Genomic DNA, 14,864 nt, shown 5'->3' on the forward strand with positions numbered 1-14,864 from the left:
TTAATAAAAATATATTTAATCATCATCACAATCACTTGGTTTTATATCTACTGAAAATACCTTATCGTCATTGATATAATAATTATGGTTAGCTCCTCTAGGGAATACTAATCTTAAAGTCTTCATGCTAGAATCATCACCACAATAAAACGCAACCAATTTATCCTGTAAATTTTTTTGATTAATTTTAGCCTGTAATGCATCTTTAGTGATATTATTCACAATATATTTATAATTAATTGCATTGCTATCTGACGATACATCAACTAAAGTTACACTCGAATCAATTGTTGCAGGTAATTTTGTTTTAATCGCCTTGATCATCAAACCTTGAGCAACATTATAATTACCTTCTTCAATCTTATTAAGCATCTCATCTTTTTCTGATTTTGTTTGTTCATACAAATCTTTAGCTTTATCACTAATTGCTGAGCTTACTTGCTTAACTTGGTCTTCAATTTTTGCATTTAATTGGCTAGCCTTATCACCAATTTCTGAGCTTAATTGATTGGCTTTATCGCTAATTTCTGCACCTGTTTGATTGGCCTTGTCACTTACTTCTGAACTTGTTTGTTTGGCTTGTTGTTCAATATCATCAGTTTTTGATTTTGAATTATCACAATTGACTAAAAAAAGCCCTAACACTACTAAAGTGATCACTTTAAAAAGTTTCATTTTTATTCCTTTTTTATTTAATTTTTTGACTACCATGAATTAACTCATAATAACCATTTTATTTTAAAAGTTAATTTTATCTAATGTTAATAGTAAAAGAGTTTAAATAAACTCTTTTACTATAACAAATATCAATTAGTTAATATGCATACCACCTGTAACACCATAAGTTTCGCCAGTTGTATAACTTGATTCTTCAGATGCTAAGTGCACATAAACACCAGCAAGTTCAACAGGTTGGCCAGCTCGTTGTAAAGGAGTTTGTTTACCAAATTCAGGAATAGCGTCACTTGGTTGACCACCACAAATTTGTAATGGAGTCCAAACTGGACCTGGGGCAACAGAATTTACACGAATACCTTTATGACCTAATTGTTTAGCTAATCCACGTGTAAATGCAATAATAGCTGTTTTAGTTGAAGCATAATCTAATAAATTACTGCTAGGTTGATAAGCCTGAACAGATGAAGTTGTAATAATGGTTGATCCTGGTTTTAAGTAACCTAAAGCCGCTTTAGTTAACCAAAAAAGCGAAAACACATTAACTTCAAAGGTTTTCTTAATTTGCTCGGTAGTAAGTTCCATAATATCTTCAACAGCAACCTGCTTACCAGCAACCAATGTCAAATTATCCAATCCACCTAATTGATGGTGCGCCTCTTCAACTAATTTTTTACAAAAAGTCTCGTCACTCAAATCACCAGGGATCAATACAGCTTTGCGCCCAGCCGCTTGAATAACCTTAGCAACATCTTCCGCGTCTTTTTGCTCGAAAGGAAGGTAATTTATTGCTACATCAGCACCTTCTTTAGCATAAGCAATCGCTGCCGCCCGACCAATACCAGAATCGCCACCAGTAACAAGCATTTTACGTCCTTCTAAGCGGCCATGGCCTTGATAGCTTTTTTCACCACAATCAGGAGTTGGGGTCATTTCACACTGTAAAGCTGGTGCAACTTGTGTTTGTTTTGGGAACTTATCATGATGATATTTGGTAAGTGGATTATAGATTTGTTTGCTCATAATTTTCTCCTAAGTTAAACATGTATTTGAAAACAAATTCGATATAACTTAAATGAAATCAATTAATAATCACAAAATCCTATTGATAAACCTATTTTAATCTTTAAAATAACTAATTAATTCAATAAATTATATTTACTGACAACAAAAATTAGAATATTCTTTTTTAAACTTAATAGCATTGCTCAATATCATCCCCAAAGATTTTTAAACAAACAAAAAGTGAGGCTAATAATAAACAAAGGCGGCTTTCTATGATTGGCTTGGTGAGGTCATTGAAATTAGTAAAGCCGAAACCTTAAATATTGCATAATCTTGCACTGAACTAAGTGTATCAAATTAACATATACGAAGCTAGTAAAAGAAAATTTTAAAAACAGGTTGCTTTTATTTACAACATATTGATTTTAGATAAATTATTATGATTTTTTTATTATTTATATCGTAGTGATAGTTAACACCATTTAGAAAATTTTTTAAGCTCATTCATCTCATTACTATTTTCACAATATGCGTTAAGTAATTTTTGAAGGATTGGATCATTGACTGAACTTTGAGAATCATTAAGATCACCATTTTCCCAATCCGCGGTAGATGTATCTTGTGAAGTTTTTTAGCGTTATCAAAGTTTATTAAAACCAATTTAAAAATAACAAAAATAATTAGTTGCAATATTTTCATACTGATATCATTTTTTAAATATTCGATATTTCTTTATATTACTTATATTTGTTTTTTATACACTGACATTGCAAAAACATCAGACCAAACTATTAAAACCGATATTTTTATACTAAAACACAGTGTTTCCTGAAACTTTTTCACAAACTATTTGTGCTAAATAGCAAAAGCAATAAAAAACTGTTGCACTTTTTTTAAAAACGAGTATTTTGTTAAAAATATTTTAAAAAATGATAAAAAGTTAATCATCCAACATTATGAAATTTTCACTCAAAATCGTCCTCATCAATATTATTGTCAGCGTGGTCATTATTCCTGCGCGGGGGCGTTTTTGAATAAAAAATATGTTCATACATAAATCAGAAAACCCCCGCTCCCAAAAAGCGGGGGTTTTTTTATGGTTAATGGATAAGTAAAGTACAAGCGAGGAATAAATGTTAGGAACACAGTGGATAGTAAAAACCTTAAAAGAAAAAGGCGTAACCATCGTTTTTGGATATCCTGGTGGACAAATTATGCCTCTATACGATGCACTTTATGACGGGGGTATTGAACATGTACTATGTCGTCATGAACAAGGTGCTGCCATGGCGGCTATTGGTTACGCTCGTGCAACAGGAAAAACTGGTGTTTGCATTGCCACCTCGGGTCCTGGTGCAACTAACATCATTACAGGTCTTGCTGATGCTTTGATTGATTCTGTTCCGATTGTTGCTATAACTGGTCAAGTACCAACCAAACTTATTGGCACTGATGCCTTTCAAGAAGTTGATGTTTTAGGATTATCTCTTGCTTGCACCAAACACAGTTATTTAATCGATGATGCACACGATTTACCCAATATATTAGAAGAGGCGTTTAACTTAGCCAATTCGGGAAGACCGGGACCAATATTAATTGATGTTCCCAAAGATATACAGCTTGCAAACCTAGATTATCATAACTATTTAACACCATCCTCATTAAAAATTGCACAGAATAAAACTCAACTATACCCAATCTTGCCTGATGATATAAAACAAGCCAAACAAATGATCACCCAAGCCCAAAAACCAATGCTTTACATTGGTGGAGGTGTTGGACTTTCAGGCGCAATATCCGAACTTAGAAACTTTATGGAATTAACACAAATTCCAAGTGTATCAACATTAAAAGGGCTTGGTGTTGCCGATATTAATAATCCCTATTATTTAGGATTAGTCGGCATGCATGGAACAAAAGCAGCCAATTTAGCAGTGCAAGAGTGTGACCTACTAATTGCCCTAGGAGTACGATTTGATGACAGGGTTACCGGCAATCTTAATGAATTTGCACGACATGCTAAAGTACTTCATATTGATATTGATCAAGCTGAAATCAACAAATTACGCCAAAGCCATTTAGGATTACAAGGCGATATAAAGCAAGTTTTACCACTACTAAATCAAACAGTTTCAATTGATAAATGGCATAAAAAAATTAATCAATTAAAAGCACAACATCCAACTCGCTATGATCACCCCGGTGAAGCTATTTATGCACCAACTTTATTAAAAACTATCTCTGAGCGAAAATCAGCTAATACTATTGTCACTACCGATGTGGGACAACACCAAATGTGGACAGCACAACATATGTGCTTTAATCACCCTCAAAACTTCATTACATCAAGTGGGCTTGGCACAATGGGATTTGGTTTACCATCGGCCGTTGGCGCACAAATGGCAAGACCCAATGACTGTGTAATTTGTGTATCAGGTGATGGATCTTTCATGATGAATGTCCAAGAATTAACCACTATAAAACGAAAAAAATTGCCAATAAAAATCGTATTAATTGATAACCAACGCCTAGGTATGGTTCGCCAATGGCAAGAATTATTTTTTAACGAAAGATACAGCGAAACAAATTTATCAGATAATCCCGACTTTTTAATGCTAGCTAAAGCATTTGATATACCTGGGCAAACTATCAACAAAAAGTCACAAATCGATACTGCGCTCGATAACCTATTTAATTCAAAAGGTGCTTATCTTTTACATGTATGCATAGATGAATTAGAAAACGTATGGCCACTGGTACCACCTGGAGCAGCAAACGAAAACATGCTAGATAGAAGTTGTGAGGAGTAAGCAATGAACGAACAAACACAATACCAATTAGTCATAAAAGCTTATGACAAATTGGGGGCACTTGAACGTATATTACGGGTTATCCGTCATCGGGGTGGTTATATTAAATCAATGCAAATGCAAACAGTTGAAAACAACATACTAATTATGACATTAATATTAACCACCGAAAGAGCGTTTTCGACACTACAAAATCAAGTAGCAAAATTAGAAGATGTAATAGTAATTGAGTAATAATAATCTCAAACAACTTATTATTAAATAATAATTTAAATCAAAGATGGTAAACAATTTAACAGTTAAATAAACAAATAAGTGTAGTATAATGCTTGACCGTTAAAACAAAAATACCGAAAGCAAAGTACATGCTTAACAAATTGAAAAATAAAGAGGGAAACAAAATGAGTTCTACAGCAAAATCTGATTATATTTGGTTGAATGGTGACATGATTCCATGGGCAGATGCAAAAGTTCATGTAATGTCACATGCTTTACATTATGGAACTTCAGTATTTGAAGGTGTACGTTGTTATGACACCCATAAAGGTCCTGCCATTTTTCGCCACAAAGAACATGCACAACGGCTGTTAAATTCAGCAAAAATTTATCGTTTCCCTGTACCTTATTCTCTTGATGAAATCATGGAAGCTACACGTCAAACCATTAAAAAAAATAATTTAAAAAGCGCTTATATTCGCCCATTAGTCTTTATTGGTGATGTGGGTATGGGCGTTAACCCACGTGAGGGTTATAAAACCGATGTCATGATAGCGGCATTTCCATGGGGGGCTTATCTAGGCGAAGAAGCATTAGACCAAGGTATTGATGCAATGGTCTCATCTTGGCATCGCGTTGCATCAAATACAATTCCTGCCGCAGCTAAAGCAGGTGGTAACTATTTATCATCATTATTAATTGGTTCTGAGGCGAGAGCAAATGGCTTCCAAGAAGGTATTGCGTTAGATGTTCATGGTCACTTATCTGAAGGTGCTGGTGAAAATCTCTTTATTATTAAAGATGGCATTTTATACACTCCGGTTTTATCGTCATCGGCGCTACCTGGTATTACACGTGATGCAGTATTAACGCTAGCACGTGACATTGGTATTGAAGTGCGAGAACAAACACTATCACGCGAATCACTTTATCTGGCAGATGAAGTCTTTATGACAGGTACTGCAGCTGAAATCACACCTGTGCGCAGTGTTGACCGCATCCAAGTTGGCATTGGCCGTTGTGGTCCAATCACCAAACAAATCCAACAAACATTCTTTGGTTTATTTAATGGTAAAACTGAAGATAAATATGGTTGGTTAGATCTTGTTAAATAATAAATAAAATCAAAAATCCGCCAACCATGTTGGCGGATGACTTTTTAACTTGGTGATTAATATTAAAAACTACAAACCGTTAAACACGGTTACTTGCATAAAATTGGGAGCAGGAAATGCCTAAATATCGTTCAGCAACCTCGATCGAGGGTAGAAACATGGCTGGTGCCCGCGCATTATGGCGTGCAACTGGCGTTAAAAATGAAGACTTTGGTAAACCCATCATTGCGGTGGTTAACTCATTCACACAATTTGTACCAGGACATGTCCACCTAAAAGACATTGGACAGCTAGTTGCCAAACAAATTGAAGCATCGGGTGGCATTGCCAAAGAGTTCAATACAATCGCAGTTGATGATGGTATTGCCATGGGACATGGTGGAATGCTTTACTCACTTCCTTCAAGAGAACTCATTGCTGATTCTGTCGAGTATATGGTTAATGCACACTGTGCCGACGCCATGATCTGTATTTCTAACTGCGACAAAATCACACCGGGAATGCTAATGGCTTCGCTTCGTTTAAATATCCCAACCATTTTTGTTTCAGGTGGACCGATGGAAGCAGGCAAAACCAAACTATCTGACCAAATCATTAAATTAGACTTAGTTGACGCAATGATTCAAAGCGCTAACCCAAATGTTAGCGACGCAGATAGCAAAGCCATCGAAGAATCAGCTTGCCCTACTTGTGGTTCTTGCTCAGGTATGTTTACGGCTAACTCCATGAACTGCTTAACCGAAGCATTAGGACTTTCATTACCGGGCAATGGTTCACTTATTGCCACTCACAAACAACGTGAACAACTCTTTTTAAACGCAGCTAAACGCATTGTTGAAATCACCAAACGTTATTATGAACATGATGATGTATCTTACCTGCCTCGTTCAATTGCAACAAAAGCGGCATATGAAAATGCTATGTCATTAGACATTGCTATGGGTGGCTCAACCAATACCGTATTACATTTGTTAGCCACCGCACAAGAAGGCGAAATCGACTTTACCATGTCAGATATAGATAGATTATCGCGAAAAGTCCCACATTTATGTAAAGTAGCGCCAAGTACAGCGCAATACCATATGGAAGATGTTCACCGAGCTGGTGGCGTTGTGTCAATTATGTCAGAACTAGATAAAGCTGGATTACTAAATCGCAATGTGCACAACGTTTTAGGACTAACATTACAAGAAACTTTCACCAAATACGACATAACTCAAACTACCGACGAAGCAGTAAAAAAAATGTATCGTAGTGGACCTGCAGGCATTCGCACCACTAAAGCTTTTTCACAAGATTGCTATTGGGATTCACTTGACGATGACCGTGTAAATGGTTGTATTCGTGATAAAGCTCACGCCTATAGTCAAGACGGTGGACTTGCAACACTCTATGGTAATGTGGCACAAGATGGCGCAATTGTTAAGACCGCAGGCGTTGCTGCTGAAAATTTAATTTTCCGAGGTCCAGCAAAAGTATTTGAAAGCCAAGAAGATGCTGTTGATGGCATATTAGGAGGCAAAGTAGTTGAAGGTGATGTCGTTGTCATCATTTATGAAGGACCAAAAGGTGGACCGGGTATGCAAGAGATGCTCTACCCAACCAGTTATTTAAAATCCATGGGGTTAGGCAAAAAATGTGCATTGATAACAGATGGACGATTTTCTGGTGGTTCCTCTGGCTTATCGATTGGTCATATTTCTCCTGAAGCAGCAAATGGCGGCGTTATAGGTCTTGTTCGTGATGGTGATATTATTGATATTGATATCCCAAATCGTAAATTAGTACTAGATGTCCCAACTTCTGAACTTGAACGTCGACGAGTTGCAGAACTAGAACGAGGTGAAAAAGCATTTACGCCTCATAATAGAGATCGTTACGTCTCATTTGCGCTTAAAGCTTACGCCAGTTTAGCAACAAGCGCAGACAAAGGTGCCGTACGAGATAAAAGTAAATTAGGTGGCTAATTGTGAAACAAGAAAATACTCAACTTACCGGTGCAGATTATTTAAAAGCAACGCTTTGTAGCGCCGTATACGATGTGGCAGAAGTAACTCCACTTGAAAAAATGGAAAAAATCTCGGCAAGAATACACAATCAAGTTTTTGTCAAACGCGAAGACCGCCAACTCGTCCACAGTTTCAAAATCCGTGGAGCACAAGCCATGATAGCCAGCTTAAGTGAAGAAGAACGCAAATGCGGCGTTATTGCCGCGTCGGCTGGCAACCATGCGCAAGGAGTGGCTTTTTCGGCTACGAAATTAGGCATCAGTTCTTTAATTGTTATGCCACTAACAACTGCCGATATCAAAGTTGAAGCTGTAAAAAGTTTTGGTGGTGAAGTATTACTTTATGGTGCCAACTTTGACGAAGCCAAAGCCAAAGCAATGGAACTGGCTAAAGAACAAAATCGCATCTTTATTCCACCATTTGATCATCCATTAGTAATTGCTGGGCAAGGCAGTATTGCTATGGAACTATTACAACAAAATGCCAAAATAGACCGAATCTTTGTACCTGTTGGTGGTGGTGGGCTTGCCGCAGGCATTGCAGTATTAATCAAACAAATCATGCCATCAATCAAAGTTATTGCTGTTGAGCCTAAAGACTCAGCTTGCTTAAAAGCTGCATTAGATGCAGGTCACCCTGTTGATTTAGAGCGTGTTGGACTCTTTGCTGAAGGCGTTGCTGTCAAACGAATTGGCGATGAAACATTCAGACTTTGCCAACAATATATTGATGATATTATTACCGTGAATAGCGACGAAATTTGCGCGGCAGTGAAAGACTTATTTGACGATGTACGTGCAATAGCTGAACCATCTGGCGCAGTAGCATTAGCTGGACTAAAAAAATATGTCGATCAGCATAACATCTGTGGTGAAAAACTTGCTCATATACTGTCAGGCGCTAATTTAAACTTCCACAGCTTGCGCTATGTATCAGAACGCTGTGAATTAGGCGAAAAACGTGAAGCGCTATTAGCAGTCACCATTCCAGAAAAGAAAGGCAGTTTTTTAAGTTTCTGTCAGCTATTAGGTGGACGCGCAGTAACCGAATTTAATTACCGCTATCATGATGAAAAATCTGCTTGTATTTTTGTGGGAATAAAAATCTCGAAAAGTGAAGAAAAAGATGAAATTATGCAAGAGCTTGCTGCTGCAAAATACCCGGTTGTGGATCTAACCGAAGACGAAATGGCAAAACTACATGTACGCTACATGATTGGTGGCAAACCTTGCAAACCGCTTCAAGAACAAGTATACAGTTTTGAGTTCCCTGAATCGCAAGGAGCGCTGCTTAAATTCTTACAAACGTTAGGGACTAATTGGAATATATCAATGTTCCACTATCGTAGTCACGGTACCGATTATGGTCGTGTACTTACCGCATTTGAAATCGACGAATCAACCCTTAACCAGTTTAATCAACACCTAACTGAACTCGATTATGGTTTCCATAACGAAACACATAATCCTTCGCTTAAACTGTTTTTAACCAATCAAGGTTAAAATTAGTAACAACTATTCACCTATAAGGTGGATTAGCGAAGAGTACTTTTTTGTTGTAGTAAGTTTTATTTTTTAGAAAAGCGCTTTTGCTACTCAGTTGCAAAAGCGCAAGGACCGCAGACTTTGTCTTCTATATGCTCCTATGTATTTGTTGATGGCGTTGTAATACTACACCGGATAACTTTATAGCCAATAACGCAGAGGTTATTGCCTTTGTTTTCCTTCATCAAATATTAAATACAGAGTATTACCATATAAATAGTATGGTTTTATTTACCATTAATACCTGTACACGGAAATAACAATAGAGCATCGACGGTAAAAATTACTGTAAAAACGTCAAGGTTATAGCCTATTGAATAATAAAGTTAATTAATTTTAAAAATTTGTTAGCGTACGGTAACTTTTAAGAGGGAATTTCATTGTTTTAGTATATTTTTAGATTTATTTTAAGGTATCTAAAAATAGTATGAATGCTCGTTTCTGTTCTATAGATAATACTCGCCAGTGTTGCAATAAACGAGCGTCAAGGTCATTATGTTGTTTGTCGGTAAATTTCATTTCATAACTTTGTTGCTGTTCCCCTATTTTATTATTTAATACCGAACCGTTAGGATAGGTATCAAAATCAATAAAAAACCAACTTATTGGTGTTTTTAGGTACTCTGCAATTTTAACAAAATGATCGAAGTTAATTTTATTTTCACCTCGTTCATAACGTGCTAATTGTTGCGGAGATAAATTGATTTTTTCGGAAAGTTGAGCAACGGTCAAATCCATTTCTTTACGACGCTGTTGTATTCGTTTACCTACTATTTTATCTGTATTTGACGCTGCTAGTTTTACCATGCTGGGAATATCTAATATAAAAAAATCATGGCTATCATTGTCTGAGATTAAAATAATAATTAAATACCTTTTTAGGATTAAAAAAACGAATAAATTCCACTAATAGATTTTTTGGTGTTTTAATCGCCAGATAATCAGCTAAATATCAATTAAACAGATTCATCGAGTTATATTTTGTATTTTCCTTTATTGAAATAACGTTATCTCTAGCAACAATCAAATGATCTAATACAACAACATCGATCAACGCTAATGCATTTTTAATTTTAGAGGTTAATAAAATATCCAATAAACTAGGCTCTTTATCGCCACTTGGATGATTGTGAACCAAAATAATGGCTGTTGCTTGATAATATAATACTTGTTTTACAATTTCTCGAGGATAAACACTTGACTCATTAATTGTGCCACGAAATAGCTCCTCTAGTGCAATAATTCTATTTTGACTATTTAAATACAAAACACAAAACGCTTCATAATCATATAATCCTAAATGAAATATAAAATAATCCTTAACATGATCTATTGTGGATATCTTTTTCCCTACTTGTATATATTTTTTCATGATTTTTTTTGCTTGATCAATTATAGCTAACTCTTTTTGATTGATTATCATCATAAATATCTACTTTGTTATTATTATTGTTTATCTTAATGTAAAATAATGACAGATTTTGTCATATTTAATATCTGAGTAGGAAAATAAAAATGTACGAAAAATCATGGGATTTGTTTGATCTTGCTTTTGAATTACAAAATAGTGCTGAGGGGTTATCATTAGATGAGATCCAACGACGTTATAACGTATCACTACGAACAGCACAACGAATGTGTGCAGGGTTGCGTGATTATTTTCCAAATATGGAAGAGTATTCAACAGACGGACGCTGCAAACGATGGCGGATTTCATCTCAACAGATGAATGCACTTTTTACTTTTTCCCCACAAGAGCTTTCTGCCTTGCAAGCTAGTGTGAATTTTTTACAGCAACATAATTTACACGAGCAAGCCAAATCACTAGTTAGTTTAGAAACAAAGGTTAAAAATTTATTACAATCTAAAAAACGTAAAAGAAGCCTTGAAGATGAAACAGAAGCATTATTGAAAATTGAAGGGTTAGCTTTTCGCCCTGGACCTAGGTTTCATTTAGATGTAGAAATACTCAATACATTACGAACAGCTTTGCTTAATAAAAAACAAATAAAAATAAAATACTACAACAAAAATAGCGGAAAATATAGTCACAACACTTTAGAGCCTTACGGAATTTTATATAGTGAAAGAAATCATTACCTTTTAGCAAGGCACAGCGATAATTATTATGGCCAACAGATCCATCATTTTATTTTGCATAATATAGAAAAAATTAATATTTTAGAACTTAGTTATACAATCCCCAATTCATTTAATTTAACTGATTACTGTCAAGATATGTTTGGTACCTTTAAAGAGGAACCTTTCGATGTGGAGTGGTGTTTTAGTCCTGAAGTAGCAAAAGAAGTTAGACATTATATCTTCCACCCAACTCAAACTATGATAGAAAATAAAGACAAATCAATAACCGTTAAATTTAAAGCAGGCGGTGCCCTTGAAATGTCTTGGTATCTCTATATGTGGGGCAATATGGTGGAAGTTATTAAACCCGTTGATTTTTGGGATTGGTTTGATGAAGAATAACAAAAACACCTCAAATAAATATACTACTCAATAGTAAAAATTATTCTTTTCTATGTCAAATTTTGACATATATCATTATTAATATAATCAAACTTATCATTAATAAAAAATCCATTAATGGATTTTTTATTAATTTAATTCCAGTTATAGACTTATAAAAATAACTAGTCTACAATTGAATTTTTAATATTCATAAAAAAGGAAAAATGATGAAGAAATTACTATATATCTCAATATTAGGGCTTTTTTTAACAGGTTGTGGGGATGGTATGCCGCCTAGCTGTGATAGCAAAGATACAAAAAAGCTATTGAATCAAATAATGGCAAAACAAGGTGGCGGTCAACTTTCTTTTATTAACATTAGCGATCAATTAACACTTAACGAAGATAAAGAACAAAAGAGATACTTATGCCAAGCAAACGTTTCTTTTGGTGGTAATGGAGCATTCCCTGTTAAATATTCTGTATTTTTAGACAAAAAAAATAAAAACCAATTTTTTGTTCAAATTGTTAACTAATAAAAAAGGAGTATAGCATGTCATTACTAGATAAAATAAAAGAACAACAAAATAAAAGCATGTCTTCACACATTAAATATATTAAAGGAGAATATGGACTTGCAAAAACATTTTGGTTGTTTTGGTTTCTTCCTGTCGTTGTTATTACAATTGTTGATATGTTTACACGTTCAAGTTCAGGGTTATTTAATGGCAATATTTTGATTATCATTTGGTCAATAGCCACGTTATTCGCTGTCTATAACACAACCAATGATAATAATAAAAATGTATGGAAAATCATATCATTAATATTTGTAAGTTTAACAGTTATCACTCGAATATTTGCAATTTTTGTTGAATAATTATGAATAAGATCCTACTTAGGATCTTATCGGTTTATTAAATATTATGCTGAAAGGAATAATATGAAAAATAACTTACGCCACTTATTAGTTTTTTGTTGGCTAATTTTTACTACTCTTACCGTTGGTGCTGATACCTCCTATTCTTCAACCAAAACACCTTTATACAAAAATTTGTATTACAATATGCCTAAAAATGAAGTAATGCAGCAATATAGCACTGAACAAGATCCTGACGATCAAAATCAGCTGATAAGTTACAACCAAAGCTTTCTCGGTTTTCAATGGACAATAGTACTGATTTTTAACCAAAATAATCTTTTAGAATCTGTTTATCTTGAAACAGATTCAGACGATAACGGTAATAAATTAGGAACATTACTGACTGCGATACGCAAGAACTTTTCTATTATTTATGCTACAGATGATTCTAACAATGTTGACTTTGTATCTATCATAAAAGAAAAAGGTCAAAATGCTACTCAAAAAGCTTTTGAAGAATTTTGGCTAGATGCTATTTCTCATTCTACATCGTTAAATATTATAGCTATCAGCAATGATTCTCTACAAGGTGTTTTTGGCAAAGCCAATAATTATATGTCATTACTTCACCGAATACCTGATACAGCAAGACAAGCAGAGCTCATTGTTATATCTGATGAAGATGATAATATCCGTTTAGGTGTAAATTTTACATTGCCTAAAAAACAACTTATAAACTTTCAAAATCAATCAAATGAAGATTTTTAATATTCTTTTCTGACCCAAACCTATTTATGGGTACCCAAATATTTTACATATTGGTACCCTTAATTATTTTTTACAATAACTAATAGAAATATTAAAAATAACTTTTATAAACTAAAAAATAAAAATATATTTAATGACATAAGGTATATTTAAAATGAGAAAAATCTTCGCAACAATAATCTTTACATTGTCAATATTAATCTTGCCAACTTCAAGTTTTGCAATCACACAACAAAACACCTCTGAACCTAACTACCTATTATGGTTTATTTCGACCGTTGTACTACTTATAATTGCAGCCTATGGGATTTATAAAAGTAACAAGCGCGAAATTACAGTTTTTGCTAACTATACTGATGTCGGATTTGTGATAGCGTCAGTGCTATTACCTGTTGTATTTTTTGTCATTATGCATTGGTTAAATGTATCACCAAACATAACGCTATACGTCTGTATTGCAGCATTTGCTATATTCTTAGTTGCTATCGCCAAAGCAACGTTTTTATATAATAACAATATTCAAGATTTTATATTGGCTTTCTATACAAAGATGTTTATTCCTTTTATCGCAATAACTTGTATTATTATCGCTTTAATAATTTCTATGGCTTTAAAAAGAGAAAAATATGAAAGAAGAACCAAACATTCGCAAAGAGTAACTGGCACGGCATTAGCGGGATTTACATCAGCTTTTTTAATCATAACCTTAGTATTACATAATGATAAATTTGTATCTATTTCAGATTATTTATCGGGAAAAAATGAAGTGTAGGAATTCATCAAGTTGTTTACAGTAACTTGAAAAACTACTACTGTAAACAACTCGAATTATTGTTAAAAATTATTATATAAATGACTACATTATACAACTTACATTTATCATACTTTTGATGAAACTAAAAATTAAGAACCAGTTTAAATTTATGCATTTAATGATACTTTGCAAAGCTAATGAATTTCCTTATTACGTTGAAAGATAAAAAACAGAAATATCACCATGATTAATGAAGACGATTTAGCCGACCATCCCCAATGATAACTGAGGTTGATTGACCTTCTTTTTTTGTTAAGAATAGGAAGTACAGGTGCTGATAATATTAGTAATGTTATTGATATATATGAAATCATGACCTATAAAGGTGAAATAATTACTTATTTATATATATGATCTTATCATCTAAAAACGTCTAACAAAGCTCCAAAAAGTTTTAAAATCTTAAAATAAAAACTTATTTTTTATTACATTGTATCAATCAAAATGATAATAAAAAGATATAAATCGAGTACTTCAGTACGATAGGTACGATTAAATCGTTCTACCCGTTTATGATTCCATTTATAGCCGAGCTTTTTGATACGATTAAAGCATTTAGGAAAGCCCCAGCGTAAATGCC

Annotated in this window: 14 protein-coding genes; 10 read left to right on the plus strand and 4 right to left on the minus strand. The window is 34.0% G+C overall.

From position 1 onward, the window contains the following. Window positions 1-15 precede the first annotated feature (15 nt). Both ACGH80_RS01535 and ACGH80_RS01540 read right to left on the minus strand, forming a co-directional pair. Complete coding sequence (locus ACGH80_RS01535) at window positions 16-675, minus strand: hypothetical protein (protein ID WP_411630445.1); 660 nt, start codon at window positions 673-675, stop codon at window positions 16-18. Window positions 676-810: 135 nt separating this feature from the next. Further along, a complete protein-coding gene (locus ACGH80_RS01540) occupies window positions 811-1,698 on the minus strand; it encodes an SDR family oxidoreductase (protein WP_065589309.1) in 888 nt (295 codons plus the stop codon). A gap of 1,115 nt (window positions 1,699-2,813) precedes the next feature. Between ACGH80_RS01540 and ilvG the strand changes: the two genes are divergently transcribed. The 5 genes from ilvG to ilvA all read left to right on the plus strand — a co-directional run bounded on the left by ilvG (window position 2,814) and on the right by ilvA (window position 9,332). After that, window positions 2,814-4,490: an acetolactate synthase 2 catalytic subunit gene (gene ilvG, locus ACGH80_RS01545; RefSeq protein ID WP_411630446.1), complete on the plus strand. Its 1,677-nt coding sequence runs from the start codon at window positions 2,814-2,816 to the stop codon at window positions 4,488-4,490. 3 nt (window positions 4,491-4,493) lie between these two features. Then, window positions 4,494-4,724, plus strand: a complete 231-nt coding sequence (ilvM, locus tag ACGH80_RS01550; RefSeq protein ID WP_065635496.1) for an acetolactate synthase 2 small subunit — start codon at window positions 4,494-4,496, stop codon at window positions 4,722-4,724. 167 nt (window positions 4,725-4,891) lie between these two features. Continuing rightward, complete coding sequence (locus ACGH80_RS01555) at window positions 4,892-5,821, plus strand: branched-chain amino acid transaminase (RefSeq protein WP_085165727.1); 930 nt, start codon at window positions 4,892-4,894, stop codon at window positions 5,819-5,821. Between the two features lie 116 nt (window positions 5,822-5,937). Then, window positions 5,938-7,788 carry a dihydroxy-acid dehydratase gene (gene ilvD / locus ACGH80_RS01560; RefSeq protein WP_034914009.1) on the plus strand — a complete coding sequence of 617 codons (1,851 nt, stop codon included), beginning with the start codon at window positions 5,938-5,940 and terminating at the stop codon, window positions 7,786-7,788. 2 nt (window positions 7,789-7,790) lie between these two features. Beyond that, complete coding sequence (gene ilvA, locus ACGH80_RS01565; RefSeq protein WP_411630447.1) at window positions 7,791-9,332, plus strand: threonine ammonia-lyase, biosynthetic; 1,542 nt, start codon at window positions 7,791-7,793, stop codon at window positions 9,330-9,332. 444 nt (window positions 9,333-9,776) lie between these two features. Here the strand turns inward: ilvA and ACGH80_RS01570 are convergent, their stop codons facing one another. Both ACGH80_RS01570 and radC read right to left on the minus strand, forming a co-directional pair. Beyond that, on the minus strand, window positions 9,777-10,181 hold the full coding sequence (locus ACGH80_RS01570) for a helix-turn-helix domain-containing protein (RefSeq protein WP_065589314.1): 405 nt from the start codon (window positions 10,179-10,181) through the stop codon (window positions 9,777-9,779). Between the two features lie 145 nt (window positions 10,182-10,326). Beyond that, window positions 10,327-10,800, minus strand: coding sequence for a RadC family protein (radC, locus tag ACGH80_RS01575; protein ID WP_081296755.1), 474 nt, complete (start codon window positions 10,798-10,800; stop codon window positions 10,327-10,329). Between the two features lie 89 nt (window positions 10,801-10,889). Here radC and ACGH80_RS01580 point away from each other — a divergent pair, with 89 nt between their 5' ends. From ACGH80_RS01580 to ACGH80_RS01600, 5 genes are all read left to right on the plus strand, one after another. Continuing rightward, the gene (locus ACGH80_RS01580) at window positions 10,890-11,858 is read left to right on the plus strand and encodes a helix-turn-helix transcriptional regulator (protein WP_296300936.1); all 969 of its coding nucleotides are present in this window, start codon (window positions 10,890-10,892) and stop codon (window positions 11,856-11,858) included. A gap of 209 nt (window positions 11,859-12,067) precedes the next feature. Then, entirely contained in the window at window positions 12,068-12,376 is a 309-nt protein-coding gene (locus ACGH80_RS01585) for a hypothetical protein (RefSeq protein WP_065589317.1), read from the plus strand. A gap of 17 nt (window positions 12,377-12,393) precedes the next feature. Beyond that, a complete protein-coding gene (locus ACGH80_RS01590; protein ID WP_065589318.1) occupies window positions 12,394-12,720 on the plus strand; it encodes a hypothetical protein in 327 nt (108 codons plus the stop codon). A gap of 63 nt (window positions 12,721-12,783) precedes the next feature. Next, on the plus strand, window positions 12,784-13,470 hold the full coding sequence (locus ACGH80_RS01595) for a hypothetical protein (RefSeq protein WP_411630448.1): 687 nt from the start codon (window positions 12,784-12,786) through the stop codon (window positions 13,468-13,470). 154 nt (window positions 13,471-13,624) lie between these two features. Continuing rightward, window positions 13,625-14,242: a hypothetical protein gene (locus tag ACGH80_RS01600; RefSeq protein WP_065589320.1), complete on the plus strand. Its 618-nt coding sequence runs from the start codon at window positions 13,625-13,627 to the stop codon at window positions 14,240-14,242. The last annotated feature ends 622 nt before the right edge of the window (window positions 14,243-14,864 follow it).

Source organism: Gilliamella sp. BG1 (assembly GCF_046635625.1).
Classification (GTDB): Bacteria; Pseudomonadota; Gammaproteobacteria; order Enterobacterales; family Orbaceae; genus Gilliamella; species Gilliamella bombi.

Excerpts from the sequence above, each read along its gene's own strand:
- ACGH80_RS01535 (WP_411630445.1), bottom strand. The coding sequence starts at position 675 with ATGAAACTTTTTAAAGTGATCACTTTAGTAGTGTTAGGGCTTTTTTTA.
- ACGH80_RS01540 (WP_065589309.1), bottom strand. The coding sequence starts at position 1,698 with ATGAGCAAACAAATCTATAATCCACTTACCAAATATCATCATGATAAG.
- ilvG (WP_411630446.1), top strand. The coding sequence starts at position 2,814 with ATGTTAGGAACACAGTGGATAGTAAAAACCTTAAAAGAAAAAGGCGTA.
- ilvM (WP_065635496.1), top strand. The coding sequence starts at position 4,494 with ATGAACGAACAAACACAATACCAATTAGTCATAAAAGCTTATGACAAA.
- ACGH80_RS01555 (WP_085165727.1), top strand. The coding sequence starts at position 4,892 with ATGAGTTCTACAGCAAAATCTGATTATATTTGGTTGAATGGTGACATG.
- ilvD (WP_034914009.1), top strand. The coding sequence starts at position 5,938 with ATGCCTAAATATCGTTCAGCAACCTCGATCGAGGGTAGAAACATGGCT.
- ACGH80_RS01570 (WP_065589314.1), bottom strand. The coding sequence starts at position 10,181 with ATGGTAAAACTAGCAGCGTCAAATACAGATAAAATAGTAGGTAAACGA.
- radC (WP_081296755.1), bottom strand. The coding sequence starts at position 10,800 with ATGATGATAATCAATCAAAAAGAGTTAGCTATAATTGATCAAGCAAAA.
- ACGH80_RS01580 (WP_296300936.1), top strand. The coding sequence starts at position 10,890 with ATGTACGAAAAATCATGGGATTTGTTTGATCTTGCTTTTGAATTACAA.
- ACGH80_RS01585 (WP_065589317.1), top strand. The coding sequence starts at position 12,068 with ATGAAGAAATTACTATATATCTCAATATTAGGGCTTTTTTTAACAGGT.
- ACGH80_RS01590 (WP_065589318.1), top strand. The coding sequence starts at position 12,394 with ATGTCATTACTAGATAAAATAAAAGAACAACAAAATAAAAGCATGTCT.
- ACGH80_RS01595 (WP_411630448.1), top strand. The coding sequence starts at position 12,784 with ATGAAAAATAACTTACGCCACTTATTAGTTTTTTGTTGGCTAATTTTT.
- ACGH80_RS01600 (WP_065589320.1), top strand. The coding sequence starts at position 13,625 with ATGAGAAAAATCTTCGCAACAATAATCTTTACATTGTCAATATTAATC.